This is a genomic window from Thermogemmatispora carboxidivorans (assembly GCF_000702505.1).
Taxonomy (GTDB): Bacteria; Chloroflexota; Ktedonobacteria; order Ktedonobacterales; family Ktedonobacteraceae; genus Thermogemmatispora; species Thermogemmatispora carboxidivorans.
Genome location: NZ_JNIM01000001.1, coordinates 3,176,802 through 3,201,726, shown reverse-complemented (window position 1 = coordinate 3,201,726; position 24,925 = coordinate 3,176,802). Strand labels below are relative to the sequence as shown.

Here is a 24,925-nt window from a genome sequence, read left to right as displayed (position 1 = left end):
TGGGAAGCGGAGGAGTCATGACAGCGCACGATCCTCAAGGAGCGCCGGAGCAGACGCCGGGGCAGCCAGTGCCCGCGTCCTCGACCTTTCCCCCAGGCATTGCTGACGTCACCTCTGTGCTCTTTCGCCAGTTTCTCGACCTTCTGCCTGATGCCCTCATCGTTGTAGACGAGCAAGGGCACCTGGTCCAGGCCAACGCCCAGGCCACGGCGGTCTTTGGCTATAGCCGTGAGGAACTCCTTGGCCAGACGCTGGATCTCCTTCTCCCGGAGCGCTTTCGCGAGATCCACCGCCGGCATGCGGCCCAGTACTTCCGAGTCCCGCGTCTGCGTCCGATGGGCATTGGCTTACATCTCTTTGCCCGCCACAAAGACGGGGGCGAGTTCCCGGTAGAGATCAGCCTCAGCCCCTTGCACGTCGGCGACCGCCTGTACGTCATTGCTGCCGTGCGCGACATGACGGCCCAGCGCCGGGCTGAGCGCGAGCGTACCCTTCTGCTACAGAACCTGAGCGTTCAGGGGGAGCTGCTCAACCAGGCCTACGATGCCATCATTGTGCGTGATTCCCTCGACCGTATTCTGCTCTGGAATCGCGGAGCCGAGCGCCTCTACGGCTGGCCGGCGCAGGAGGCCCTGGGGCGTATCAGCACGCGCCTGCTCAGGACCGACTTCCCCGGCGGAGAAGGGGCGGTACGCACTGCCCTGGAGCGTGATGGCCAGTGGGAAGGTGAGCTGACCCAGCTCGCTCGCGATGGGCGCCTGCTGGTGGTCGAGAGCCGCCAGGCCCTGGTACGCGACCAGCAGGGCCAGGTTCTGGCCACCCTGGAGATCAATCGCGACATCAGCGAGCGGCGCCAGCGCGAACGGGAGGCGCGGGCCATGCTGGCCGGCCATCTCTCGCTGCTGGAGCAGCTCTTTGAGGCGTTGCCCCTGGCGGTCGCCCTGGTGGCTGGCGCCACGGCCCGTCTTGTGCTGGCCAATCAGGCGGTGCGCCGGGTGTGGGGAGTGGACTGGCCGTTCGGGCAGCCTTTTCTCGAATTTCTGCAGGCCCATCGCATTATCATCAGCGATATGCGGGGCAAGACCCTGGCGCCCGAGGAGCTGGTCACCCTGCGCGTACTCCGCGAGCAGCGAGCCATCGCGCTCTATCAAGAGCAGATCCGCCGTGCCGACGGCTCGCCTCTGCCGGTCCTGGTGAGCGCCCTCCCGCTGCACGTGCCGCCGGAGGCCCTGCAAGGCGAGCTGTTGCGGCAACTAGCGCCTGGGGAGCCGCTGGCCCTGGTCATTCATCAAGATGTGACGCCGCTCAAAGAGGCGGAGGAGCTGAAGGACGAGTTCATCAGCATCGCCGCCCACGAGCTGCGCACGCCGCTGGCGGCTCTGACCGGCTATGCCGAGATGCTCCTGCGCCAGACCGAGCGCGGACACGGTCCCCCGCTGGCCCCCTGGCAGCGCGAGGCCCTGGAAGAGATTCAGCAGGGCACGAAGCGCCTGGCTGGCCTGACCGAGGAGCTGCTCGACCTCAGCCGCCTGCAGGCCGGGCGTCTGCAGCTCCAGCGCCTGCCAGCCGACATTGTCCCCCTTGTGCGCCAGGTGGTGCGGCGCCTGCAGCCAACGAGCGAACGCCATCAGCTAGAGGTGCAGGCGCCGGCGGAGCCACTGGTGGCCCTGATCGATCCCCATCGCCTGGAGCAGGTCCTGACCAATCTTGTCGAGAATGCCATGAAATACAGCCCCCAAGGGGGTCCGGTTCAGGTCAGAATAGGGCGCGAGGGCGACGGGCAGGCGGTGCTGATCAGCGTGCAGGATCACGGTATTGGCATCCCCCGCCATCAGCAGGGTCAGATCGGTGGGCGTTTCATGCGGGCCGAGAATGCGCGCGCCTGGGGCATCGAAGGAACGGGTCTCGGCCTCTATCTGGCCCGTGCCCTGGTGGAGCAGCACGGCGGTCGCCTGTGGTTTGAGTCAGAAGAGGGGCAAGGCTCGACCTTCTTTGTACGCCTGCCGCTCCTGGGCGAGGAGAGTGAGGAAGGCTGTGAGCTGCCGGAAGATGAAGAGACCACACCGGCGGCGCCCCCCGTGAGGGAGGCCGGTGCCTGATTCTGACTGGCCCAACAAAGAGCAGCCTTGTGCTGTCATCTTGCCTTCACAGCCTTCACAGACGAAAGGAAGCGCCTGGATCATCCTCTGATCCAGGCGCTTGCTCCTTTGGGTGGGGCTTCACAGGAACCTGTGCCTCAGCGGCACGCGAGCAGCCATCTGCTAGCGGTCGTAGATCACCAGCATGACCAGGCCGCCCATCTCGCTCTCATTTTGCCCTGGGTTCATCAGGTGCGAGAGGATATGGCAATGGAAGGGGTAGCTGCTGCCCGGGGCGGCCCAGGCCGTGAAGACCAGGTCGTAGGTCTCGCCGGGGGCCACCTGCAGGGTATCGCGCTGGTACGGCTGAGATAAGGGGTGGCCATCCTGAGCGACCACCGTGAAGATGTGACCGTGCAGGTGCATCGGGTGGATGCCCAGCGTATCGGCCCCGATCAGGCGCAGGCGCACAGTCTGGCCGTGCCTGACGTGCAGCGGCTGAGTATCAGGGAAACTCTTGCCATTGATGACGTAGTAGCCGCCGGGCAGGGTACCGATGAAGGCCGTATAGTCGACGTCGGCGTGGACCTCCACGCGGGCCTGGGGCGAGCCAGGGCGTGGGTCAACGATGAAGGCCCCATAGCAGCCGCCGGCCACTTCATTCAGGTCGTTATAGTGGCTATGGTACCAGTGGGTGCCGACATCCTGGTCGTGGACCGTGAAGTCGTAGACGTAGCGCTGACCTGGCTGAATTGGCTGCTGGCCGAGGCCGGGTACACCGTCCTGCTGGCTGGGTACCTCCAGGCCGTGCCAGTGGATGCTTGTCGCCTCATGGAAGTGGTTGATCACCGTAATGCGCACGTGGTCGCCGGCGGCGACGCGAATCATCGGTCCTGGCACCGTGCCATTGATGGTATAGGCTGGCACCCAGGTCCCTTTGACGACCTCCCAAAGCACTTGCTCGGCGGTCAGGGTGAAATGCTTGGCCCCGTCGGGGTCACGCACATACGTGGCGAGCTGGTTGCCCTGGCTCTGGGTGGCCCGGGGCAGAGCCGCGACCGTGGCGGTGGCATCAGCGTCCTGGCTGCCCGTGTTCATGTTGCTCATGCCGCTCATGGTGGCGCTCTGATCTGAGCTGGCGCTGCTGGTCGCACCACCGCCGCTGGCCAGAGTGCTGCCGAGGCCGAAGCTGAGGACGGCCACCATGACGAGCAGGGCGGCGACCAGGACGGCCAGGGGCGCTATGATGCGGCGCCAGGGGTAGGCAGACCCCGGCTGGCGGCGGCGCACAAAAACGACGCTGCCTCTCCCGGCTGCCAACTGGCGGTAGATCTCCGGGCGATAGCTGCCCGCTTCCAGAATGATGGGGCCTTGGGCTGAGGCCTGTTCGTCCCTGGCCGGAGCCGCCGCTGTGGCTTGCGGCTGTGGCCCCTGCTCTTGCTCTTCGAGAGCAGTCTTTCCCTCTTCTGACGATGCCATTCTGCTGCCTCCTATCTATGAACAGGGATGGTTGGTACGCTTCTTCCTCTGACTTGCCTGTCCAGGCTGAACGATCGCACCATCTGTGGGCTGTGGTGTGGGCCGAGCCGACTTACGGCTTGCTTCGGCCCGCATCAGCAACAGTAGCGCTGCCAGGTGTCAATTGGCTCACAAAGCCGGCTGCCGTTCTCTCGGAAACATCACAGCTCCAGCGCTGGTCTCACTGCCTATGACGTGCCTGACGGCTGGGCTGACTGAGGTCGGCGGACCGGCCCCAGGCGCTGTTGTAAGTCTTATAGTCATGCTTAGAGAGGCACCGGGCAGAGAGGGAAGAGGAAAGGAAAGCCGGTGCAGGGGCTGTGACGCTCCTGTGATGGAAGCGAGGGAGGCCGAGAGCGGCCCGTGAGTGGAATGGGCTATATTCCCTCCTGGAGGCGGTGGTAAGGGTGGCGGGAGGGCGGGAGCGGGGGCGGGGAAGAGGGGGACAGCCTGATTGCGAACGTCCTCCGCTGTTCGTCCCAGTGGGGCGGGCAGCGGAGACTGCGCAGGCGAGATGGCTGGAGTCATGCAGAAGAATCGCTGGTTCGTCTGGATACAGGAGGGAGGACCATCCATGAAAATCATCAGCGTCTTGAAGCCGCGTTCCGTTACGCAGATCCCTGAGCCGCCGCTGGCGCGCTTCCTCTTCGCCGACACGCGCATGGCCTGGCTATGGCTGCTCGTGCGCCTCTACGTCGGCTATGAGTGGTTGACCGCTGGACTGGAGAAGCTCACCGGCTACAACTTCGCCGTTGGGGCTAGCTTTGGCCAGCGCGTCAGCAGCCCGTGGATCTTGAGCGGCCATGACGGTGTGGCTCTGCAAGGCTTTGTCAAGGGAGCGCTGGCGCTTAGCAGCGGGCCACACCCGGCGGTGCAGGGCTGGTACGCAGCCTTTCTGCAGCAGGTTGTCCTGCCCAATGCCGGCCTCTTTGCCTACCTGGTAACCTTTGGCGAGGTCCTGGTTGGTCTGGGCCTAATCTTCGGTGCCCTGACGGGCATCGCCGCCTTCTTCGGCGTCTTCATGAACCTGAACTTTCTGCTTGCTGGGGCAGTCAGCATCAACCCAGTGCTGGGCATCCTCGGCCTGCTTCTGATGCTGGCCTGGCGCATCGCCGGCTACTACGGACTGGATAGCATCCTGCTGCCGCTGCTGGGCACACCCTGGACCGGTTCGCTGCTGAGCCGCCTGCGCGCGCAGCGCACGCAACCGCTGGAGGCTGGAGCCGGAGGTCGCTAGTCGGAGTCAATAATGGGCAGCGCAGCCGCGCTCACATATAGCGATGCTGCAGCAAAGGAGCCAGGTGCGATCGCGCCTGGCTCTCTCTTTTTGTCTTCTCCGGCCCGGCTACGGCCAGTGTTGAGGCTGGCGTACGTTACGAAGCGAGGTCGTCGGGAGCGACCAGCATGTAGCCAACGCCGACTTTTGTACGGATATAGCGCGGGTGAGCCGGGTCATCTTCCAGCTTGCGCCGCAGACGATTGATATTGACCTGCAGCATATGGCTCTCGCCGACATACTCCGCCCCCCAAACGCGCTCTAAGAGCAGGTCCTGGGTCACTACTCGTCCGGCGTGCTGGGCCAGGTAGGCCAGCAGCCGATACTCGGTCGGCGTCAGCGCGATCTCGCGCCCGGCGCGCGTCACCACATGGCGCGTATCGTCGATAATCAAATCGCCGAGCGCGATAATCGAACGCAGGCCGCTGACGCGCTCGCCGCTGCTGAACTGGGCGCGGCGCAGCACGGCGCGCACGCGGGCCAGCAGCTCCTCGATGCTAAAAGGTTTCGTCAGGTAATCGTCGGCGCCCAGGTCCAGGCCGCGCACCTTATCCTGATCCTGGCCGCGGGCCGTTAGCAGAATGATGGGCACGCCGGAATACTCGCGCACGCGCTGGCAGACGCTGAAGCCATCCAGGCGGGGCATCATCACATCGAGCAGGATCAGGTCCGGCTGCTGCTCCTTGAAGACAGTCAGGGCCTGCTCGCCGTCGCTGGCGGTCAGGATGGCGTAGCCTTCCAGCTCCAGATTGCGCGAGACCAGGCGCAAGAGATGGGGATCGTCGTCAACGCACAAGATTGTTATCTTACGCACCATGCTCCGGTCATCCTCCTCTTATGAGCGCGTTGTTGTCGGATCAAACCAACCGGCTTGAAGTCAGGGGCTGAGGCTGAGGGCCGGTGAGGGCCGGCAGGAGCAGATGGAAGGTACTGCCCTGTCCCGACTCGCTCTCGGCCCAGATCTGGCCGCCCTGCAGCTCGGCCAGATATCTGCAGAGCGCCAGACCCAGCCCCAGGCCGCCGGTCTGGCGCGCCAGGCCGCTATCGCCGCGATAGAAGCGCTGGAAAATCTGCGGAAGCTGCTCCGGAGGAATGCCCCGCCCCTGGTCACTGACGCAGATCTCCACCGCCGGTGCGGGCTGCGCCTCTCCAGTCGCAGGGATGGCCTGCGGACGCAGGATTACGCGGATCTCGCCCCCCTCGGGCGAGAAGCGGACAGCGTTCTCCAGCAGATGATCAAGGATCTCGCGCAGACGGCGGCGGTCGGCCAACACCAGGGGAACGCCCTCTGTTGGTGAGCCGCTGGCATCGAGCGGCATCACCTGGAAAGAAAAGGCGTTCGCCTGCTCGGGGGGCAAGCGCTGCTCAGCGGCCAGCAGGGCCTCATGCACCACGCTGAGCGGGTCGACGGCGGTCGGCTCCAGGTGTAGCAGCCCGGCCTCCAGCTCGCTCAACTCCAGAAAGCGATCGCAGAGCTGGATCAAGTGCTCGCCAGCCGTCTGGGCGCTCTCCAGGAGTAGGCGACGCTCGGCCAGAGGGAGGCGGCGCTCGTGGCGCAGCAGAGTGGAGACAGCAGCCCGAATCACCGCCAGAGGGCTGCGCAGCTCATGGCTGAGCGTCGCCAGCAGCTCGCTTTGAGGGCCAATCGGCGTGGCCAGGCTCGCTGAGGCAGGCGGTCCCTGACCAGCTCCGGCTCCGGCCAGCAGCTCCGTGAGCAACGCCTGGCGCAGCAGCGCGGCCAGCAGTTGCTGATTGGTGGTGACAATCGCCGTGCTCTCTGCCAGCCAGTCTGCCAACGAGGCTGGCTGGCCGCCGCGTCCCAGCAGCACCACCAGGGCTGGCCTGGCCAGAGTGGGGCCTCTTCCTGTCTCTGTGCGCGATGGCACGAGCGGCAGACTCAGCAGCAGCCAGACGGCCTCGGCAGTCTGCACCTGGCTCCGGCGCAGGGGCAAGGCGCCGGCGTCGGAGCTGGCTGTCGTAAGGGGACTGCCGGAGCCGGCCACGCTGACGAGGGCCCGGGCCTGTTCCTCGTCGAGGCGCTGCGCGGCCAGCAGCTGCAGCCTCTCCACCTGTCGCGGGACCTCTGTTGCTGGGTGGGAGGCTTCCCAGTGTAAGAAGAAGGCGCCGTGTTCGGCGGCTGTTGTCTCACGCAGCGCCTGCAGCAAGGCCGCGGCTACCTCCGCCGGCGGCGCCGTTGTCAGGGCTGGCAGCAGGGTCAGCAGCTCTCTCTGCAGAGCCGTGCCCCGCTCCGCCTGCGTGGCTTCATTGGCAAACAAAGAGCGATCGCGATAGCTCATAGCGGCTCCTCTCCCTCTCCTGACTCCCTTCCCGGCTGGGCGCTCTGCCCCTCTGCTCAGAGGGCGGGAGGCGCGCCTCTGCCAGTCGAGCAAGCAGCCCAGTATGCTCCGATCCTCTCCTCTCCAGAGCGGATTTCCTTCATTCTAGCAGAGAGAGAATCACCACTTTATCACGCCCGGTGCTTTCGCCCTCACAAAGGCATCACAGCCTCGCTGGCGCTCGCTGTCGTCGCGCCGCCGGGTAGACCTTTTGTCCTCGGAAGCCGTCTATCTCCTGTCCTTGCATCTGTAGATTGAAATAGGCTTGCGCCCTTGTTACAGGTATGGTACCATGCTCGTAAGGCGCGACAGCACAATGCGCGCACACCAGTTGGCTGATCGTGGGCCAGTCGACTGAGATGAGAAGAAGGAGGGAGCGCATGGATGAGCGCAATGAGGCGCAGCCGGGCCAGAACACCTACGTCATCGACTCGGAGCAGGCCGCCGAGCTGGCGCGCCTCATGCAGCAGGATCGCATCTTAACGGAGGCTTTGGGGGGACTCTTCCCCGAAGGGCTGCAGCTGCCCGAAGATGGGCACCTGCTCGATCTGGCCTGTGGCCCTGGGGGCTGGACCCTGGAGGTTGCTTTTGCCTATCCGCACGCTGAGGTCATTGGAGTTGACATCAGTCCCCCGATTGTCGAGTACGCCAACGCGCAAGCCTGGTCGCGTCGCCTGGAGAATGTTCACTTTCGCGTTATGAATGTCATGGAGCCGCTCGCTTTCCCCGACTCCTCCTTCGATCTGGTCAACGGACGCCTGATGTGCGGCTTCATGCGACCCGAGGCTTGGCCCCGGCTGCTGGCGGAGTGCCGGCGCCTGCTCAAGCCTGGTGGAATCGTCCGCCTGACCGAGATGGAGCCGGTGCTGACGACCAGCCCGGCCTTTGAGCACTTTGCTGCCCTGGGGGCGCTGGCCATGAAGCGCGCGGGGCTCAGCTTTTCGCCCGACGGACGCCACTTCGGCATCACGCCCGTCCTGCCGCGTCTGGTACGCCGGGCCGGCTTTGTCGATGTACGCCTGCGTCCCTGTGCCATCGAGTGGTCGGCGGATACCCCCTATCACTATCCTTTCTTCAAGGACTACCTGGTCTTTCTGGACCTCATTCAGCCATTCATGGTGCGCGCGGGCGTGGCCACCCGTGAAGAGCTGGCGCGCCTCTACCAGCAGGTGGTCGCTGAAATGCAGCAGGAAGAGTTCTGCGCCGTCTGGAATTTCCTCACCGTCTGGGGACGCAAGCCAGAGGAGGGGGAAGCCTGAACGAACCTGATGTACTGGCCGACTGCGACTGCGGCTGGGGCTGGGGCTGCTCTGGGGCTACAATAGAGAGGGAAGCAGCGAGCAGGCAGGATCGTCCCGGTCATGAGTAGCAGGAGCAGCAGCTGAGGGGAAGGAGAGGAAAGCGCGCGATGCTCTATCCCATGATGACCGTCACGCGGGAGGTCTTTGATCTCAACGGCATCTGGCAGTTTCGTCATGACCCAGGTCAGGGGTTGGCCGAGCGCTGGTATGAGCGGCCCCTGCGCGAGAGTGTGCCCATGCCGGTGCCGGCCTCCTTTAACGAACTGAGCACCGCAGCCGGCGATCGCGAGCACGTTGGGCGCATCTGGTACGAGCGCGAGCTGATCATTCCCCGCCGTCTGCTGGAGCGGCGCCTGGTCTTGCGCTTTGGCGCGGTAGCCCACACCGCGCAGGTCTACCTCAACGGGCAGCCGCTGGTCGCCCATCGCGGTGGCTTTACGCCCTTCGAAGCCGAGATCAACGCCCTCGCTCAGCCGGGCAAGAACCGCCTGACCGTCCTGGTTGACACCACTCTTGACTACAGCACCCTGCCCGTTGCCCACTATCGCGAGGAGCAGCTCCCTGACGGCAGCCAACTGGTCACGAACATCCCCAACTTCGACTTCTTCAACTACGCCGGCATCCATCGCCCGGTCCGTCTCTACACGACGCCCGCCACCTACATCCGCGATATTGTACTCACCAGCGCCCTCGACAGGGCCGATGGCCTGGTCACCTACCGCGTGGTCGTCGATGGAGCCGGGCGCGAGGAGGTCGCTGTGCGTGTGAGGCTGCTGGATGCCGGGGGCCGGACGGTGGCCAGTGGTCAAGGGACTGCAGGTCAGCTACGCATCAACGATGTGCAGCTGTGGGAGCCAGGTCGGCCCTACCTCTACAGCTGCCTGGTCGAACTCTGGGACCCTGACGGGGGTGGCGAGCCTCTGGACAGCTACGAGGAGCCGTTTGGAGTGCGCACGGTGACCGTCGAGGAAGGGCAGTTCCTGCTCAACGGCAAGCCTTTTTATTTCAAGGGCTGCGGCAAGCATGAAGATTTCCCGATTCACGGGCGTGGCTTCGACGAGGTCGTTTGCGTCAAAGATCTGCAGCTCTTGCGCTGGCTTGGGGCCAATTCCTTCCGCACCTCGCACTATCCCTATGCCGAGGAGCTGATGCGGCTGGCCGACCGTCTGGGCCTGGTCGTCATCGATGAGGTGCCAGCGGTAGGCCTTCACCTCAACCTTGGTTCTGGCCCGGCTAGCGCGCGGCGCCAGACCTGGCGAGAGCTGACAACGGCGGCACAGCATGAGCAGGCCCTGCGCGAACTGATCGCCCGCGACAAAAACCATGCTTGCGTTGTCATGTGGTCGGTGGCCAACGAACCGGCCACTGAAGAGGAGGGGGCGCGGGCCTACTTTGAGCCGCTGCTGCGTCTGGCGCGTCAGCTTGATCCGCAGCGCCGTCCGCTGACCATTGCCTTGCAGATGTGGGCCACGCCGGCCAGTGATACCGTGGCTGACCTGCTCGACGTCATTGCCCTGAACCGCTACTATGGCTGGTACGTCCACGGGGGACGCCTCCAGGCAGCGCGAGCCTTGTTGCGGGCCGAGCTGGAGGAGTGGATGAAGCGTCTGCCGGGCAAGCCGATTCTCATAAGCGAGTACGGAGCCGATGCCATTGCCGGCATGCATGACGAGCCGCCGACCATGTTCTCGGAAGAGTACCAGGCGGCGCTGTTGCAGATCTATCATGAGGTCTTGGATGCCTGCCCCGCCGTTATCGGTGAGCATGTCTGGAACTTCGCCGATTTCCAGACGGAGCAGGGCATCACGCGCGTGCAGGGCAATCGCAAGGGGATCTTTACCCGTGAGCGGCGGCCCAAGCTGGCGGCCCATACCCTGCGCGCGCGCTGGCAGGCCATTCCCGATTTCGGCTACAAGGCCGGGCCACGCTAGAATGAGGCTGTGGTCCTTCCGGGCTTGGTCTCGCCTGGCCAGCCGCGGAGAATGCCGGGGCCGGGGTGAGCACTGGATGCGACTGTGGGACTGCTCTCAGCCGGCCTATCCCTCGTGCTGGCTAGCTGATGCTGAGGTTGGAGCTGGCTCTGTGAGGGGACGGCGGCCCCAGGCGGTCAGCAGCAGGCTCACGGCGCAGAACTCATCTTGCTGCATCTCGGCCACGGCCTGCTGGGTTAGCCGATCCAGCTCCTCCAGGGTAGCCAGCCCCAGCTTGATCGAGAAGGGACGCCCGATCTCAAAGGCGATCAAGAAGTCCTTGAAGAAGCCGTAATGGGCTGGGGTACCGCTCGACCATTCGATGGCGCTGGCGTGCAGGCGCACCTCTTCAAAGCCGGCCTGGCGCAGCAGGCGGGGCAGCATGGGCGTGATGCCGACATGGCGTCCATCTGGTGAGAAGCTCTGGCCGGCCCGCTGGAGCGCGCGAGTCGCCAGGTCCATCAGGGCTTCAAAGGCGGCGCTGGTCGTCAGCGGTGGCTCCCCCTCGGTCAGGCGCAGCACCCCGCCGGGCTTGAGCAGCCGCCGACATTCTGCCAGCAAGCGGGGCCAGGCTGCTGGCGTCATAAACCAGGCGATGAAGCGCGCGTTGATCAGGTCAAAGAAGCCATCGGGGAAAGCCAGCGGCTGCAGAATATTCATCACGCGGAAGTGCACATTCTCCAGGCGGCGCGACTGGGCTTGCGCCCGGGCGTACTCGATAATGGAAGCGCTGATGTCGACGCCGTAGACACTCAGCTGGGGATAAGCGAACGCCAGTTCCAGCGCCCAACCGCCGGGGCCACACGCCAGATCCAGCACCCGCCCATCTTCGGGGAACTCCTGTCCTTCGGGGAAGAGACCTCCCATCCCTTCGGTCACCACCCGCTCCTGTTGCATCAGGCGTGCCAGCTCGGCTGCCTGCTCTGGATCGATGACGTAGGTTGAAGGTGGGATACCCTCGTCGGGCTTGCTCATCATCTGTGCTTTACCTCCTCAAGGCCGGCTCGCAGACTCTCTGACGGCAACAGCGCATTTTTTCGGCAGATATTTCCCATGATAGCATGCTGAGGCACAGCAAGCAAGTAGAATAGCTCGGCGGCCCTCGGCGAGAGAGAGCAGACAGAGGCGGATGAGGGCGATGCTCTCCCGGGGAGCGGCTTAGCTGCGTCGTCACTACTCACTACCTTGCTGGCTGCTGGGACGCCTTCTTCCTGTTGATCTCTAGGGCAAAAACGACTGAGGAGCTACCCGATGGGGAAGCTGCCACCGCTAAGCTAGCGTAGACCTGGCTTGACGCCTCTCGAAGTACATGGCTATACTGAAAAGAGATGCGGCCTCTCAACACGAGGAGGCTAGACAACAACTACATAGCGATGAGGCCCGCATTACCGCTGACTGGCTGGGTGCTGTCCTGCGCTTGCTGTCGAAGGGGGCAGGGTGGCCAGGCCAGGAGGCTGATGGCTTCTACTCACAGCCTTGGGTGCGCTGGCGCGTGCCAGTGCGTGGCTGGCTAAGGGGTAGAAGCTATTTTTGTCGAAACCTGCTTTCTGCCTGCCAGAATTGCCTCGTCTGCCGCGCGCCGTGCCGTCAGGACCAGACGCTGGCGAATTCTCCCTATGTTCCAGCAACGCTAGCGCCCCTGCAAGATAAGCTCGTCCCCAAGGCGTTACCTCTTCTCTCGGAGAAGCTTCTGCTCCTAATCAGGGCGGAAGATCGAGACACCTGAGTATCTGTACGGGAGGCTTGTCTCACACATGGTTTTTCGCAGTATCCTGTTTGCTGACAGCGAGCAAGGTCAGCAGGCCGAGGCCAATCCGGTGCCTCCCTGTTTCAGCGACCTTCAGCTTGAACGTATCATCGAGTCGATCACGACCCCGAAAGCGGATTACCGTCTCAGGCCTTTCTTCTACACGCCTCTGCGCGATCTCGATCTCATCGCCTATCGCCATGAGGTCATGCGCGATCTCGAAAAGCCGGAGGTTTTTGCCCTCCTCGATCAATTTTCGAAGCACATGCGTACGATGCACCGCTATCGGGAGCAGGCGGAGAAGCTCTACTACCGTTATCAGCAAGAACGCTGGTGGCTCGACGCCATTGACCATTATTGTCAGGCTCTGGTCACCTTGACGCGGGGTTTGGAACAGCTTCCGATCGAGTCACGCGGCCTGCGGGCTTTCCTGAGCTATCTTCAGGGCTACCTGACCTCGCCCGCCTTTCTGGCCCTGCAGCAAGAGACGGAGGCCCTCATGGAGGCCCTGGCTCAGGTCCATTACTGCCTGCACATCAAGGGCGACGCTGTTACTGTGCGGCTCTATGCCGGCGAAGAGGACTACAGCGCTGAGATTGGGGCAACCTTTGCCCGCTTTAAACAAGGGGCAGCTAAGGATTACAGTGTCAAGTTGATCGATTGGCAGGAGATGAATCACGTTGAGGCTCAGATTCTCGAACGGGTGGCCCGTCTCTATCCCACGGTGTTTGCTCAGTTAGATGATTACTGTCTGCGCTATCAGCGGTATCTCGACGAGACCATTGCGCGCTTTGAGCGCGAAATCCAGTTCTATCTGGCCTATCTGGAATACCTGGCCACCTTCCGGCGGCGTGGCCTACCCTTCTGCTATCCTCAGCTCTCTCTGGAGGAAAAAGCATCGGCTGCCGAAGACTGTTTTGACCTGGCACTAGCCGACCTCCTCCTACGAGAGGGGGGCCAGGTTGTCTCCAATAGCTTTGCCCTCGCTGGGCGGGAGCGTATGCTGATCGTCACCGGTCCTAATCAGGGAGGAAAGACCACCTTTGCGCGCGCAGTGGGTCAGCTCTACTACCTGGCCTCTCTGGGCTGCCCTGTGCCTGCTCGCAGCGCTCGCCTCTTTCTGCCCGACCGCATCTTCACCCATTTTGAACGCGAGGAACAGATTGAGAACCTGCGTGGCAAGCTGGAGGATGACCTTGTCCGCCTGCGTACTATCCTGGAGCAGGCCACTCCCGCCAGCCTCATCATTCTCAATGAGATCTTTACTTCCACGACGCTGCAAGATGCCCTCTTTCTCTCGCAGCAGCTTCTGCGCCGCCTGCTCGCTCTCGATGTCCTTGGTGTCTGGGTGACCTTTCTCGATGAGCTAGCTTCCTACAGCCAGCAGACGGTGAGCATGGTGGCCGAAGTTGACCCGGGCGATCCGGCGCGCCGCACATTTCACCTCTTGCGTCGTCCAGCCGATGGCCTGGCCTATGCCCTGGCCCTGGCCCAGAAATATCGTCTGACCTCTGCCTGTCTCAAGGAGCGACTGCAAGCATGAAAGTACATTTGCTCTATCGTGACCGTGACCTTGATGTCACGCAACCGTTGCCGCCTCATGCCGCTGACCTCGTGCAGGATCTGGAGCTAGAAACGGTGCTCAATGCGATGGCCCGCGGTGACCGTTTCGTATTCGAGACGGCCAGGAGAGTGATCCTCTCCAGCCTTGTCAGCGATCTGGAGACCGTCCGCTATCGGCAGGCCGTGCTAGAAGACTGTCTACGCCAGCCGGCCCTGATTCGCTCCCTCTACCAGCTTACCATTGAGGCGCAGGAGAGCGAGCGCAAAGCTTCTTTCATTTTTTTCAAAGATCCCAGTCTCATGCTCATGCGCTCGGTTCAGATCCTGGAACTGCTCTTCGCTGTCTTGCATAAGCTGCGTGCGATTGCTGACGAGCAGGCAGAGGCCTTTTGCTCCGAGGGCTTGCGTGAACTGTGTGCTATGCTGCGGCGCGAGCTAAGTGATGACTATCTCGCGCGTGTTGAGGACCACCTGCGTGAGCTGCACTTTCGCGATGGCGTGCTGCTCAGTGTGCGCCTGGGTCAGGGGAACAAAGGCCGCGATTATACCCTGCGCCGTGTTGCTGCGCCGCAAGGCCCGTGGTTCAGCCGTCTCCTGAGTCGAGGAAAGCGAGCACCGGGCTACACCTTCCGCATTCCCGAGCGTGATGAGGCCGGAGCGCGGGCCTTGTCGGAGCTGCGCAACCGCGGCCTCAATCTGGTAGCCAACGCCCTGGCACGTTCCACTGAGCACATCTTGAGCTTCTTCGCACTATTGCGCCGCGAACTGGCCTTTTATGTCGGCTGCCTCAACCTGGCTGAGGCGCTAACCGAGCGGAAGCTGCCGTTCTGTTTCCCGGCGGTGGCGCCGGCGGAGGAGCAGCGTCGCAGCTTCGAGAGCCTCTATGACCCCGCTCTGGCCCTCACGCAACGGACGGCCATCGTTGCCAACGATGGCCAGGCCGATGGCAAACGTCTAATCCTCATTACGGGGGCTAATCGGGGAGGAAAGTCCACCTTTCTGCGCAGCCTGGGCCTGGCACAGCTCCTGTTGCAGAGTGGCATGTTTGTACCAGCGCGCGCCTTCCACGCCAGTCTCTGCAGTGGCCTCTTCACCCATTTTCGCCGACGCGAGGATACCACTCTGAAGAGTGGGAAGCTTGATGAAGAACTCAACCGCATGAGCGCTATTGTTGACGAGATCAGGCCATATGCCCTGCTCCTGCTCAACGAATCCTTTGCTGCCACCAATGAGCGCGAGGGGAGCGAGCTGGCTCACCAGATGATAACGGCTCTGGTTGAGCATGGCATCACTGTCTGCTATGTGACCCATCTCGCTACCCTGGCCCGTCGTTTCGCGCAAGAGCATCGACCGGAGATGCTCTTCCTACGTGCCGAACGTCAGGCTGACGGCAGGCGCACCTTCCGCATAGTGGAAGGGGAACCGGAAGAGACAGGCTATGCTCGTGATCTCTATGCCCGCGTCTTTGCCTCTGACCTGAAGGAAGATAGGGGTGAAGCCCGGCTGAGGAGCAAGTAGCTGAGACAGATGAGAGAGGGAAAGGAGCCTGCGCTGGGCTAGTAAACCAGGGTTGAGGGCTGGCTTGGGCCTTCCAGACGTTCGCGGGCAAAAGAAGGAAGGGGAAAGCCGCCCCTCAATGGCCCCAAAGAGGCGGCTTCCCTCTGAACAACCGCGGCCCATGAAAAAAGGCTTCTACTCAGCACGGCTCATCTTCCGTACTGGGTAGAAGCCATCAGCCTTGCGGCATTACGCGGGCTTCATCGCAGGTTGCTATACTTCCTAAGAAACAATAGCATAGTGGTCAGATGCCTGTCAAGGTGAGAATGATCAGCGGCTCGACTCCTTGTATTATGTGCTCTCCTGAGCTATACTAACGCCAGACAACTGATACACGGCGATGAAGCTCGCCGTATGAATCGCGCTAGCCAGCGCTGATAGCTTCTACATCCTCTTGGAGAAGGGGCTGTAGAAGCTTTTTTTGTAGTACTGAATGGTGAAATGTTCGATGAAATAAGGTTGTATTGCCCTATGGAATGGGAAGAGAAAAAAGCCTCACAGATTCATACCAGCCTGCAGGTGCAGGAGCTGGCTGCCAGGCTCCGGCGGAATGTCGCGCGGGTCATTGTTGGTAAGGAAGCTGTCATTGATCTGTTGCTGGTGGCCCTGCTCAGCGATGGGCATGTGCTGCTAGAGGATGTACCTGGCATTGGGAAGACGCTGCTGGCGAAAGCGCTGGCGCGCTCGTTGGACCTGAGCTTTCAGCGCATTCAGGGCACACCTGATCTCTTGCCAGGCGATATGACAGGCATTTCCTACTTCGATCAGCGCAGCAGTACCTTCGTCTTCCGTCCCGGCCCCCTCTTCAGTCATGTTGTCCTGATCGACGAGATCAACCGGGCGACCCCCCGCGCTCAGGCGGCTCTGCTCGAAGCGATGGTTGAGCGGCAAATCACGATCGAGCGCGAGACGCGGCCTCTTCCCCAGCCCTATCTGGTGCTGGCAACGCAGAATCCCGTTGAGCTGGAAGGGACGTTTTCCCTCCCGGAAGCTCAGCTCGATCGTTTTCTGATGCGCCTGCCGCTCGGCTATCCCAGCGAAGAAGAGGAGCTAGTGATGCTCCAGCGCTTCAGGGAGGTTGAGCCTTTGGAGGAACTGGAGCCAGTAGCTGACGCGGAGGCTATTCTCAGGACCCAGCGTGAGATTCGTCGTCTCTACTGGCAGCCCGACGTCGAGCGCTATCTGCTGACCCTGGTACGGGCCACGCGCAATCATCCAGCGATCAGTCTGGGCGTCAGCCCACGTGGGACGCTGGCTCTCCAGCGTGCCAGCGCTGCCTACGCCGCCATTCGTGGACGCGACTACGTGTTACCGGACGATATCAAGTGTCTGGCTCCTGTCGTGCTGGCTCATCGTCTGATGCTGACGACGCGTGCTCGCCTGCAACGTCAGGGAGCCGAGCAGGTGCTGCAAGAAATCCTGGAAAGCACAGCAGTTCCGGTCGAGACTCCTGACCTATCAGCTCACTCTTGGCGGAGCGCAAGGAGCGAGCGCCCATGAGCGAACCCACGCTGTCGCAACAGATGGCGCGCGAGATCCTGCTCAAGCGTCGTCCCTGGCTGGTTCTGGCTGTGGCCCTCTTCGTGCTGAGCGCCGTCAGCCGGCAGTCGCTGGTCTTCCTGACGGCCCTTTTTGCGCTGATCTGCGCTCTGGTACCCGAGCTATGGTATCGGCGCGCCTTGCAGCACTTGCGACTGGACCTGGAGCTAGATCGCCGCACTCTCCTCTTGGGAGAGGAGCTTGTGCTCACTCTGGGCGTTGAGAACCGCAAGTTCTTGCCTTTACCGTGGCTGGAAGTGGAGATCGAGATCCCTGCACAGCTGCCTCTCTTAAGCGGGCGCAGCCTACCTAGCTATAAAGTGCAGCGGGCCTTGCTTGTCAACACGCTGGCCATCTGGGGATTTCAGCGTGTCAGGCGTCGCTACCGATTGTACTGTCCCCAGCGGGGCGTCTACAGTCTGGGGCCAGTCATGGTACGCACCGGCGATCCCTTCGGCTGGCTCATCCGCCAGGAACAGCTAGAGCGGCAGGTGCGGCTGTTAGTCTATCCCCTGGTGGCTTCGCTCGAAGACTTTGGACTGACGCCTCTGGCTCCTCTTGGGATGCAGACCTCGCTGCTGCACTTGCTGGAGGACCCTCTGCGCTTCGCCGGGGTGCGCCCCTACCAGCCAGGCGATGACCCCCGTTACCTGCATTGGAAAGCCAGCGCCCGTGGTGCTGGTCTCTATCGCAAGGTCTTTGACCCTGCCAGCACGGCGCGCCTGCTGTTGGTGCTCAACATCAATACCTTTCGTGAGCCGTGGATGGGTATTGATGTTGAGCGGCAGGAGTGGCTTATCAGCTTGACGGCCTCGCTGGCTGTCTGGGGCTTGAAAGCCGGCTACCAGGTTGGTCTGCTGGTCAACAGCTTGTTGGCACCCTGGGGCGACGATGAGACTGAGCTGGAGGAGGGGCGTCAACTGGTACGCAGCGCCGACGCCACCTATCATGCGCGCGTTACAGTGCCCTGCGCACGGGGTGGCGAGCAGGAGAGACATCTGCTCACCACTCTGGCACGTCTCCTACCCTACATGGGAGCTGCCATCGATCCCCTGTTGGAGCAGGAGGCACTGCCTCTGTCAACAGGGGGCACGCTGATCCTCGTCTGTGCCGCCGCTGTCCTGCAGGAGAGTACCATCGAGCGGCTGCTAGAGCTGCGGCGCTCTGGGAGAGCAGTGCAGCTGGTGCTCTGTGGTGAAGGAGATGAGCGAGCTGAGGCGGCGCTGGCGCAGGCCGCTGGACTGATTCCTGTGCAACATATCCGAGGAAAGGAGCAATGGCGTGAGCTGCTCCAGATGGCTGATATGGAAAAACAGAGCCGAGCGATATCACAGTCCGAGCCGCCCGCCCAACTGGCTTGAGCGCCTGGCTCTGCCACTGAGCGTCACCTTGATGGAAGCCCAGCCGGCCAGTTCGCTGCTCCTTGTGGCTGCCAGGCTCTTGGAAGGCAGGCCGCTATTGCCCTTGCTTCTCTTCCCACAAAGCGCCTGGCTGGCCTGTCTCGGGGGGCTGATTCTGCTCTGGTGGGCGCGCTCTGTCGAAACCTGGACTGAACGACGACCAGCACTGGCGCGCTGGCGCGCTCCGGCCAGGCTGCTGCCCCTGGTGCTGGCTCTGGGAGGTGTTTGGGGGCCACTGCTCCCACAGGTACTGACAGGCCGATTCCTGATCGATTTTTTCCTGGCTGCCTTGCTCCTCGTCTGGCTCTGGCGCCGGGCTTTGGCGCGGGCACGTCTCGGCTTTGAGCATGAAGCGCTGGCGCGCTCCTTCCGCCTGGGTTTCCTGGCGCTGCTGGCTAGCCTGATGCTGGCCCTCTTGGCCTCCTGGCGCGACCTGCTGGCCGCTCTCAGTCTGACGCTGCCACTCTTCTTCTTCGCCGGCCTGCAGACGCTCTCGCTGGCACGTCTGAGCACGATTCGCCGCCAGCGTCTGCGTCGCGCCGGAGGTACGGGAGCCGTTGCTGATCCGACACGCCCCTGGCTCCTGGCTCTGTTTCTCCTCTCTCTCCTGATCCTGCTGCTGGTAGCCCTTCTGGAGACGATCTTTTCGTTCGTTACGTTTCAGAGCGCAATCACGCTGCTCACTCCCATTTTGGCAAGGGCCTGGGATTGGATAAGCGAGGCCCTCCTCTGGCTCATCGTCCTCATACTGACGCCTTTCTTTGATCTCTTTGCTCTCGTTGTGGCCGCTGTGCGTCAGGGGGGACCAGCCTCCGCTCCCGTCCTGATTTCGCCTGCGACCCTCCGGCGGCAGTTGCTGACGCAGCAAGGGCAGAGCCATCTCTCTGTGCCGCCGCTCCTTCTCATGGCTGGGCGTCTGCTCTTGCTTCTCCTGATCATCGGGGCTCTCCTCTGGCTCGTGCTCCGTGTGGTCCATCTTGGGCATTGGCGGCCCCTCATACCTGAGGTCGAGGAGGAACGCGAGATGCTCAATCCACTGGCGCTACTCGGCGAACGTCTAAGACAGAGGCGACGTCAGCGTCGAAGGCAAGCCTTGATAGAGCCGCTGGCTCCAACCTCACTGCGCTGGCTCTACCGGGCCTGGTTGCAGGAAGTGGCTGCCCGTGATCGGACATGGGCACGTTGTCCAGCAGAAACACCGCAAGAATATCTGGCGCGCCTTCGCGCTTCGCTTCAGGCGACGGGCAACGTCAGCGAGGATAAGGCAGCGGTCTCGGCTCAGCAATTGGTAGAGTTCGGGGGCCAGCTCACGCAAGCCTATCTGCCCGAGCGCTACGGAGGGCGACCCGCTGAAGCAGGACGACTGGCAGCTCTCCAGCAATACTGGAAGAAACTGCACGCTTCCCTCTCAACCCGGGGCAGTCGGTTCGATGCTCGACAGAAAAGCGAAGGTTCACCTTGACGAATCGTCGTCGGCCTGGGAGCTGGGTGCGCCAGCCAATGCAATGGACGGCAGTAGAGAGGAGCGCACGAGCCAAGGGCTGGGCCCGGCTGAGCAGGCGGTGCGAGGAAAAGCCGCCAATCTCTCCCTGGGTCCAGCCCTGAGCTGAGCGACCCACGGCTCCGGTCTAGGAGCTGATAGAATCCGCCTCGGCTCCGGCAGGGTAGGGCAGGCGCCAGCGGTGGGTACCGCTCCCCACCTCGGCGTAGGGCTGGTCACTGCCTGGCAGAACGATGCTGGCCGTCGTATTCGGTGGAACGACGACCATCAGCTCAAAGAAGCCATCGACAAGCTGCCACTGCACCGCCGCCAGGCCGTAAGGAGTCCGCAGACGAGCCTCAGCCCTGGTCAGGCCGCCGCCCGGCAGCGGGTGCACCACCAGCCGACGATAGCCCGGCGCCGCGGGTGCCAGACCGGCAACCGTGCGATGCAACCAGTCGGCCACCGAGCCGAGCGCATAGTGGTTAAAGGAAGTCATCTCGCCAGGATTGACCGAACCATCGGGCAGCAGGCTGTCCCAGCGCTCCCAAATGGTCGTCGCTCCCATTGTGACCGGGTAAAGCCAGGAAGGACACTCGCGCTGCAGCAGCAGGCGGAAAGCAACCGCTGCGGCCCCAACGCGGCAGAGCGCATCACAGAGCAAGGGTGTGCCGACAAACCCTGTGCACAGGTGATAGCCCTCAGCCTGCACCAGCTCCACCAGACGCCGGCCCGCAGCCTGGCGCAGTTCCTCATCCTCCAGCAAATTGAACTGCAAGGCCAGCGCGTAGACGGTGGGAGCATCGCTAAGGATACGGCCATCGGCCCCGACATAGGCCCGCCGGAAAGCGGCCCGCACCTGGGCGGCCAGCTCCCGATAGTGTGCCTCCTCCTCACGGCGGCCCAGCACACCCGCCGTCAGTGAGACGACCTCTGCTGAGCGAGCAAAATAGGCCGTCGCTATAACCTCCGGCGCTGCGCGCGCCGCTGCCGGCTCCTCTGGCGGAGCTGCGGGATCAAGCCAGTCGCCGAATTGAAAGCCCCTGCGCCACAGATGTTCCGCGCCAGCCAGCCGATCGAGCAGATCAACCCAGGCCCGCATACTGGGAAATTGCCGCCTTAGCAGCTCGCTATCGCCATAGCGCTGGTAGAGCGTCCACGGCACCAGCACAGCGGCATCGCCCCAGGCCGCCACCGGCAGCGGCTGCTCTGCAGGTAGCGCTGGAATGCGCCGCAGAACATCGGGCACCACGAAGGAAACAACACCCTCCGGCGTCTGCTCGCTGGCCAGATCGCGCAGCCAGGAAGAAAGGAAGCCGGCGCAGTCGTAGAGAAAACAGGCCGTTGGCGCAAAGATCTGAATGTCGCCCGTCCAGCCAAGGCGCTCGTCGCGCTGAGGGCAGTCGGTTGGAATGGACAAGAAATTACCGCGCATGCTCCAGACGACATTGTCATGGAAGCGGTTGAGCAGCGGCTCCGAGCAGCTGAACCAGCCCGTACGCTCCAGATCGGAGTGACAGACCACCGCCTGGATGTCATCAACTTGCAGCGGTCCGGGCCAGCCCTCGACCTCGGCGTAGCGGAAGCCGTGAAAAGTAAAGCGCGGCTCCCAGATCTCAAGGCCGCCGCCGCGCAGGATGTAGCGATCAGTAGCCCGGGCGGTGCGCAACGGACGGGTGCATAACTCGCCCTCTTGGAGAATCTCAGCATGGCGCAGCGTAATCTGCCGCCCTGCCTCGCCTTGCACACGCAGGCGCAGGCGCCCGACCAGATTCTGGCCGAAGTCGAGGATCGTACGCCCGCTGGGGGACGTCAGAATCGCCTGCGGTCTTACGAGAGCGATGCGCCGCACAGGAGGAGCCTCGGGAGCGGCCAGGCGCGTCAGGTCCCATTCCAACAGACGCACACCGCGCCAGGCGCGATCATCGTAGCCCGGCTCAGACCAGCCATCCTCTTCCAGGCGCGCATCGTACTCCTCGCCATCGTAGAGATCGCTGGCGCGGATCGGGCCGGTGCTGGCGCGCCAGCTCAGGTCGGTCACCACCCGCTCGCAGCGTCCATCGGCATAGTATAGCTCTAACTGTGCCAGCAGCCCCAGGCGCTCGCCATACAGGTTGCGCCGTCCGCCATGAAAGCCCAGGCGTCCGCGAAACCAACCGTCGCCCACGATCGCCCCGATAGCGTTGCGCCCCTCGTGCAAGAGCGCGGTCACATCAAAGGTTTGATAAAGCAGGCGCTGATCGTAGTTGGTCCAGCCGGGGGCCAGCACCTGATCGCCAACAACTTGCCCATTCAGCTGAGCCTCGTAAACGCCGAGAGCCGTAATGTAGAGGCGGGCCGCTTGCAGTCCCGCCGTCACCTCAAACTCGCGACGCAGCAAGGGCGCCGGCTGCGGGCGGGTCGTATCCTCATCCCAGTCGGGCGTAATAAAGCGCGCCTCCCAGTCGGAGGACTGCAATAGCCCGGCCTCGACCGTGGCTGGCGCACTCCAGGGCGAGCGGCTGCCATCCTGCCCCTCGACGCGCACCCGCACCTGTAGACGCTGCCGCGAGTGCAAGGGAGCGAAGGGCCAGGGCACGAGCACCGACTCAGGCGAGCGGAGTAGGCCGCTGCTCGCCCAAAGCTGGCCAGCGGCATCATAGGCCTCGACCTCATAGCCGGCCTGGCGCCAGGTGGGACGATCCGTCTCAACAATCCAACTGAGGCGAGGGCACTCGACGCCCAGGCCAAGCACCGCCGCCTCCTGGTGATATTCGACGCGGAGGCGGCGGACATGTACCACCACCGCCTCTTTCTCTGCTCCAACCTCGGCGCCGGGGGCCAGCGCCTGGTCGCGCTCATACTGATGTCCTTCGTGATCGGTCATGCTTGCTCCTTACAGACACAGAGATTGCAGCAGCGGAAGGGCAGCGACCGCGAGCTGTTCACTTCACTCGCTTCCTGGCGACTTAACCCTTGAGAGCACCAGCAGTCAGCCCCTTGATCACACGCTGATTGAGCAGCAGGTAGAGCAACAGGGTTGGGAAAACCGCCAGACTCACCGCAGCGAACGTCGGCCCCCAGGCCACCTGTCCATACTGGCCAGTGAAGTTCAGCAGTCCCGTCTGAATAGTGCGCAATTGGTCGCTGCTGATAAAGGTCAGCGAGAAAAGCAAATCGTTCCAGAGAAAGAAGAACTGCACCAGGGCCACGGTCACCAGGCCATTACTCACCAGGGGGACCGCCACGCGGAAAAACACCTGCGCCAGGCCAGCCCCATCGAGAATAGCCGCCTCCAGCAGCTCGCGCGGAATAGCTTTAAAGTAGCCGGCCATCAGAAAGACCGTCAGCGGCAGCCCGAAGCCCGTATACGTAACGATCAAGGCCCAGCGTGTATCGATCAAATCCAGACGAAAATAGATCGTAAACAGGGGCAGCAGCAGAATCTGTAGCGGCACCATAATGCCCGCCAGGAAGAGCAACAGTACGAAATTGCGCCCACGCCAGCGCATAACCTCCAGAGCAAAACCGGCGGGCACACTGAGCACCAGAATCAGCGCCAGAGCTGGAAAGACGGTCAGGACGCTATTGAGAAAGTAGAGGCCGATATTGCCCGTAGTCCAGGCTTCTACATAGTTCTGCCAGTACAGGCCCGCGGGCAAGGCCCACAATGGTTTGAGCGAGAACTCCGCGTCCTCCTTCAAAGAGGAGAGCAACAGCCAGAGCAACGGATAGACCTCAATCACGAGCAAGAGCACCAGGAGAAGGCGCACAGGAAGGCGCCGCAACCAACGCAGGTGGCTCCGCCGGCGCGGCTGCCGGGAGCGCTGGCCCCGCGGCGGCCAGCGAGGTACGCGAGTGAAACCAGGGGCCGGAGCAGGCCGAGACGATCTGGCGGCCACATCAGAGCGCATCATTGAAAACGGCCTCCCTCTTTTGTCTGATTGTTCCCTGCCTATCTCTTGCTTCACAGCGACAGTGAAACTGGCGCCGGTCCTTGACGTAAGCCAGACAGGCTGACTAGTTGATAGGCGCGGCTCAAGCCACATCGCGGCGCGCTGAGCCAAAGATCATGACGGTCACCAGCAGGCTCAGCACCGCCAGGGCCATTGCCAGCGTGCTGCCGTAGCCGTACTGGCCATAGGAAAAAGCCGTATTGAACATATAGAGCGTCAGCGGGGTAGTAGCCTGACCGGGGCCGCCGCCTGTCAGGGCCAGGACGCTATCAAAGACCTTCAGCGTTCCATTGATACTGAAGATCAGGGCCGAGAGCAGGATCGGCAGCAGCAGCGGCAGGACCACATGCCAGACGAGGCGCAGGCCGGAGGCGCCATCGACGCGCGCGGCCTCGATCAGCTCGGCGGGGATCTCCACCAGACCCGCGTAGAGCAAGACCGCGTAGAACCCCATTGCGCGCCAGATATCCATGAGAGCCAGCACCCAAAAAGCCGTCGAACCCTGGCCCAGCCAGGCTTGAATCCAGCCGTCAAGATGCAGCAGTGCCAGCCCGGCATTCACCAGGCCATATTGTGGAGCGATGGCGAAGATCTTGGCGAAGAGCTGCGCCACAGCCACCGTCGGTAACACCACGGGAAAGAAGACCAACGTACGCACCAGGGCCGAGGCCCGGCGCAGGTAGAACACATAGAGCAAGGCCAGCAGCAGACCAAGCAGAATCTGGCCCGCCGTCACCGTCACGGCATACTTCAGCGTAAAAGTCAGTGCCTGCCAGAAAGCGGCATCACTCAGGAGCTGGCGGTAGTTCTGCAGCCCAACGAAATGGAAGCCACCGATAACGTTGCCTTCAAAGAAGGTATAGACCAGTGACCAGACGACTGGCAGCAGCACCACGCTGCTATAGACCAGCAGAGCCGGCCCCACCAGGAGCAAGATCGCCCGCCGATTGTGCAAGATCTGTTCCATACAAAGAGCACTCCCTTCCTCGCTTGTCCTTTCCTTGCTTCTCCTTGTCAGCATAGCCCGCCCAGGACAGGAAGCGCAGACGGCTCTTTTTCCCCCAAGGCGGTGGTCTCGTAAGGAAGGCGCCGGAGCCTTACCGCTGGCGGGCAAACAGCCAGGCAAGAGAAGGGGCATCCCCGGCCCGGCTCGAATAAGGCAAGGGTCCGGCGCCTCACAACGCGGCGCTCACACCAGGATCGCGCGCCTGCCGTGCGGAGGAAG

General features: G+C 62.9%; 16 protein-coding genes and 2 riboswitches. Of the genes, 9 read left to right on the top strand and 7 right to left on the bottom strand.

Going from position 1 to position 24,925, the window contains the following annotated elements; translation table 11 throughout:
- The first annotated feature begins 17 nt into the window (after positions 1 to 17).
- Entirely contained in the window at positions 18 to 2,099 is a 2,082-nt protein-coding gene (locus N688_RS12535) for a PAS domain-containing sensor histidine kinase (protein ID WP_052889595.1), read from the top strand.
- Positions 2,100 to 2,261: 162 nt separating this feature from the next.
- Here the strand turns inward: N688_RS12535 and N688_RS12530 are convergent, their stop codons facing one another.
- The gene (locus N688_RS12530; RefSeq protein ID WP_052889594.1) at positions 2,262 to 3,557 is read right to left on the bottom strand and encodes a multicopper oxidase family protein; all 1,296 of its coding nucleotides are present in this window, start codon (positions 3,555 to 3,557) and stop codon (positions 2,262 to 2,264) included.
- Positions 3,558 to 4,170: 613 nt separating this feature from the next.
- Here N688_RS12530 and N688_RS12525 point away from each other — a divergent pair.
- Positions 4,171 to 4,833: a DoxX family protein gene (locus N688_RS12525; RefSeq protein WP_052889593.1), complete on the top strand. Its 663-nt coding sequence runs from the start codon at positions 4,171 to 4,173 to the stop codon at positions 4,831 to 4,833.
- A 136-nt stretch (positions 4,834 to 4,969) separates the two neighbouring features.
- Here the strand turns inward: N688_RS12525 and N688_RS12520 are convergent, their stop codons facing one another.
- Positions 4,970 to 5,689 carry a response regulator transcription factor gene (locus tag N688_RS12520; RefSeq protein ID WP_052889592.1) on the bottom strand — a complete coding sequence of 240 codons (720 nt, stop codon included), beginning with the start codon at positions 5,687 to 5,689 and terminating at the stop codon, positions 4,970 to 4,972.
- Between the two features lie 40 nt (positions 5,690 to 5,729).
- On the bottom strand, positions 5,730 to 7,169 hold the full coding sequence (locus tag N688_RS12515) for a sensor histidine kinase (protein WP_052889591.1): 1,440 nt from the start codon (positions 7,167 to 7,169) through the stop codon (positions 5,730 to 5,732).
- A 419-nt stretch (positions 7,170 to 7,588) separates the two neighbouring features.
- On the opposite strand from N688_RS12515, the gene N688_RS12510 reads away from it, so the two are divergent.
- Both N688_RS12510 and uidA read left to right on the top strand, forming a co-directional pair.
- Entirely contained in the window at positions 7,589 to 8,467 is an 879-nt protein-coding gene (locus tag N688_RS12510; protein WP_052889590.1) for a class I SAM-dependent methyltransferase, read from the top strand.
- 149 nt (positions 8,468 to 8,616) lie between these two features.
- Complete coding sequence (uidA, locus tag N688_RS12505) at positions 8,617 to 10,440, top strand: beta-glucuronidase (protein ID WP_052889589.1); 1,824 nt, start codon at positions 8,617 to 8,619, stop codon at positions 10,438 to 10,440.
- 105 nt (positions 10,441 to 10,545) lie between these two features.
- Here the strand turns inward: uidA and N688_RS12500 are convergent, their stop codons facing one another.
- On the bottom strand, positions 10,546 to 11,457 hold the full coding sequence (locus N688_RS12500) for a class I SAM-dependent methyltransferase (protein ID WP_052889588.1): 912 nt from the start codon (positions 11,455 to 11,457) through the stop codon (positions 10,546 to 10,548).
- A gap of 776 nt (positions 11,458 to 12,233) precedes the next feature.
- On the opposite strand from N688_RS12500, the gene N688_RS12495 reads away from it, so the two are divergent.
- The 5 genes from N688_RS12495 to N688_RS12475 all read left to right on the top strand — a co-directional run bounded on the left by N688_RS12495 (position 12,234) and on the right by N688_RS12475 (position 19,747).
- A complete protein-coding gene (locus tag N688_RS12495; protein ID WP_052889587.1) occupies positions 12,234 to 13,769 on the top strand; it encodes a MutS-related protein in 1,536 nt (511 codons plus the stop codon).
- Positions 13,766 to 15,307 (top strand): MutS-related protein, encoded by a 1,542-nt coding sequence (locus N688_RS12490; protein ID WP_052889586.1) that lies wholly within the window; start codon positions 13,766 to 13,768, stop codon positions 15,305 to 15,307. The genes N688_RS12495 and N688_RS12490 overlap by 4 nt, the downstream gene beginning before the upstream one ends.
- Before the next feature lie 198 nt (positions 15,308 to 15,505).
- Positions 15,506 to 15,563: riboswitch (Fluoride riboswitch) on the bottom strand.
- 110 nt (positions 15,564 to 15,673) lie between these two features.
- Positions 15,674 to 15,740, top strand: a riboswitch (Fluoride riboswitch).
- A gap of 77 nt (positions 15,741 to 15,817) precedes the next feature.
- Positions 15,818 to 16,846 (top strand): AAA family ATPase, encoded by a 1,029-nt coding sequence (locus tag N688_RS12485; protein ID WP_052889585.1) that lies wholly within the window; start codon positions 15,818 to 15,820, stop codon positions 16,844 to 16,846.
- Entirely contained in the window at positions 16,843 to 18,246 is a 1,404-nt protein-coding gene (locus N688_RS12480) for a DUF58 domain-containing protein (RefSeq protein ID WP_052889584.1), read from the top strand. The genes N688_RS12485 and N688_RS12480 overlap by 4 nt, the downstream gene beginning before the upstream one ends.
- Positions 18,167 to 19,747 (top strand): DUF4129 domain-containing protein, encoded by a 1,581-nt coding sequence (locus N688_RS12475; protein WP_162179554.1) that lies wholly within the window; start codon positions 18,167 to 18,169, stop codon positions 19,745 to 19,747. The genes N688_RS12480 and N688_RS12475 overlap by 80 nt, the downstream gene beginning before the upstream one ends.
- Positions 19,748 to 19,913: 166 nt before the next feature.
- On the opposite strand, the gene N688_RS12470 is transcribed toward N688_RS12475, so the two are convergent.
- From N688_RS12470 to N688_RS12460, 3 genes are all read right to left on the bottom strand, one after another.
- Positions 19,914 to 22,631, bottom strand: a complete 2,718-nt coding sequence (locus tag N688_RS12470; protein ID WP_156025404.1) for a glycoside hydrolase family 78 protein — start codon at positions 22,629 to 22,631, stop codon at positions 19,914 to 19,916.
- A gap of 82 nt (positions 22,632 to 22,713) precedes the next feature.
- A complete protein-coding gene (locus tag N688_RS12465; protein WP_202901913.1) occupies positions 22,714 to 23,661 on the bottom strand; it encodes a carbohydrate ABC transporter permease in 948 nt (315 codons plus the stop codon).
- Between the two features lie 121 nt (positions 23,662 to 23,782).
- Positions 23,783 to 24,667 (bottom strand): carbohydrate ABC transporter permease, encoded by an 885-nt coding sequence (locus N688_RS12460; RefSeq protein WP_052889582.1) that lies wholly within the window; start codon positions 24,665 to 24,667, stop codon positions 23,783 to 23,785.
- Positions 24,668 to 24,925 lie beyond the last annotated feature (258 nt).

Bases quoted from the DNA above. Each gene is read 5' to 3' on its own strand.
- N688_RS12535 (WP_052889595.1), top strand. From the start codon at position 18: ATGACAGCGCACGATCCTCAAGGAGCGCCGGAGCAGACGCCGGGGCAG.
- N688_RS12530 (WP_052889594.1), bottom strand. From the start codon at position 3,557: ATGGCATCGTCAGAAGAGGGAAAGACTGCTCTCGAAGAGCAAGAGCAG.
- N688_RS12525 (WP_052889593.1), top strand. From the start codon at position 4,171: ATGAAAATCATCAGCGTCTTGAAGCCGCGTTCCGTTACGCAGATCCCT.
- N688_RS12520 (WP_052889592.1), bottom strand. From the start codon at position 5,689: ATGGTGCGTAAGATAACAATCTTGTGCGTTGACGACGATCCCCATCTC.
- N688_RS12515 (WP_052889591.1), bottom strand. From the start codon at position 7,169: ATGAGCTATCGCGATCGCTCTTTGTTTGCCAATGAAGCCACGCAGGCG.
- N688_RS12510 (WP_052889590.1), top strand. From the start codon at position 7,589: ATGGATGAGCGCAATGAGGCGCAGCCGGGCCAGAACACCTACGTCATC.
- uidA (WP_052889589.1), top strand. From the start codon at position 8,617: ATGCTCTATCCCATGATGACCGTCACGCGGGAGGTCTTTGATCTCAAC.
- N688_RS12500 (WP_052889588.1), bottom strand. From the start codon at position 11,457: ATGATGAGCAAGCCCGACGAGGGTATCCCACCTTCAACCTACGTCATC.
- N688_RS12495 (WP_052889587.1), top strand. From the start codon at position 12,234: ATGGTTTTTCGCAGTATCCTGTTTGCTGACAGCGAGCAAGGTCAGCAG.
- N688_RS12490 (WP_052889586.1), top strand. From the start codon at position 13,766: ATGAAAGTACATTTGCTCTATCGTGACCGTGACCTTGATGTCACGCAA.
- N688_RS12485 (WP_052889585.1), top strand. From the start codon at position 15,818: ATGGAATGGGAAGAGAAAAAAGCCTCACAGATTCATACCAGCCTGCAG.
- N688_RS12480 (WP_052889584.1), top strand. From the start codon at position 16,843: ATGAGCGAACCCACGCTGTCGCAACAGATGGCGCGCGAGATCCTGCTC.
- N688_RS12470 (WP_156025404.1), bottom strand. From the start codon at position 22,631: ATGACCGATCACGAAGGACATCAGTATGAGCGCGACCAGGCGCTGGCC.
- N688_RS12465 (WP_202901913.1), bottom strand. From the start codon at position 23,661: ATGATGCGCTCTGATGTGGCCGCCAGATCGTCTCGGCCTGCTCCGGCC.
- N688_RS12460 (WP_052889582.1), bottom strand. From the start codon at position 24,667: ATGGAACAGATCTTGCACAATCGGCGGGCGATCTTGCTCCTGGTGGGG.